Origin of the sequence: Hallella faecis (assembly GCF_018789675.1) — a bacterium.
Lineage (GTDB): Bacteria > Bacteroidota > Bacteroidia > Bacteroidales > Bacteroidaceae > Prevotella > Prevotella faecis.
Map to the genome: position 1 here is coordinate 1 of NZ_JAHKBE010000129.1, position 1156 is coordinate 1156.

The 1156-nt window shown below is 38.6% G+C and carries 3 protein-coding genes; 2 read left to right on the top strand and 1 reads right to left on the bottom strand.

Features of this window, described 5'->3' with window-relative positions; all coding sequences use genetic code 11:
* A partial coding sequence (locus tag KM934_RS12780) for a hypothetical protein (protein WP_215761000.1) occupies nt 1-241 on the top strand: 241 nt, incomplete at its 5' end.
* Entirely contained in the window at nt 210-500 is a 291-nt protein-coding gene (locus tag KM934_RS12785) for a helix-turn-helix domain-containing protein (protein WP_215761001.1), read from the top strand. The genes KM934_RS12780 and KM934_RS12785, both read left to right, overlap by 32 nt.
* Before the next feature lie 229 nt (nt 501-729).
* Here the strand turns inward: KM934_RS12785 and KM934_RS12790 are convergent, their stop codons facing one another.
* A complete protein-coding gene (locus KM934_RS12790) occupies nt 730-1029 on the bottom strand; it encodes a hypothetical protein (protein ID WP_215761004.1) in 300 nt (99 codons plus the stop codon).
* Between the last annotated feature and the right edge of the window lie 127 nt (nt 1030-1156).

Sequence of the window (1156 nt, forward strand, 5' to 3'; positions counted from 1 at the left end):
ATTGGAAGGTAATTTATTGAACTTCAGTTGGTTACATTTAATTAGTAGACCCTACGTAAATATCGCTATAATGATTTGCTGTCCTATAGCAAATGTGGTGATAAGTATTGGTACACCCAAACAGACATTGATGAATTTATGGCAAACAACAAACGTGAAGCATTTTGCTAATACGCATTATTATATATTTAGAACTAACTTTAAAAATTATGACAGAAAAGAAAGAGATGCTGCTTATTGAAAAAACACAATGGGAAGCCATTGTGTCGAAAGTCAGAGACTTAACTCTAAAAGTCTCTATACTCAAAGATAAATGTGTTGCTCAACCGCAATATTACAACAACAAAGAAATGTGTAAAGTGCTTGGTGTTGAAGAACGGCTTATACAAAAATACAGAGAGCAAGGATTGCTCGCCTATTCAAAAATTGGTGATAAGTACTGGTACAGCCAACAGGATGTCTTAGACTTTTTAGAAAAGACTCGACATCCTGCTTTTTAGAAGATCTTGAAATCCTTGTCAAACAAGTTGGATATTGGTTTGAATAGTCTGCACAGGATAAGTCCGACGACTATCAAGCCTATACGCACTAATGCAGAGCCGCTCATCGTCAATCCGAGCCAAACAAGGTACAGCGGCGAACACATAGCGGCTATGGTTATCAGCATCATTAGTGATGCAAAGAATGTTTTAATGCCCATGTCTCTATTTTTTTATCTTTTTCAATGGTTTAAGGAACAACAATGTAGTCGCTCGGCAAGCCGTGGAAATACTTGCGGTAGGCATCGTTGGTGGTATAGATGTCGCCTTCTTTGTCTTCCGTGATGAAATAGACTTTCATGTCTTTGTAGTGATTTTCAACCAGAATCTTGAAATCTGTGATGAATGCGACTTCCTCAGCTTCCATTTCGAGAACTCCATCTTTAAGGTCACAATGGAGAATGTTACCACAAAGATTGCGGTCGCCATAGTCTATACCGAGTGCTAAAATAATGTTGCCTTCCCAACCTGGCTCCTCGTCAGTTTCCATAACGGGGCGTTTCTTGTCGGCAAATTCCTTGTAGAGATTGTATATTTCTTGAAGGTTCTCTTGTCTGCCCTCTATTTTAGGGATGCTCGTAAATCAGTCAAAAACAACCTAACGATCTAATTGTCAG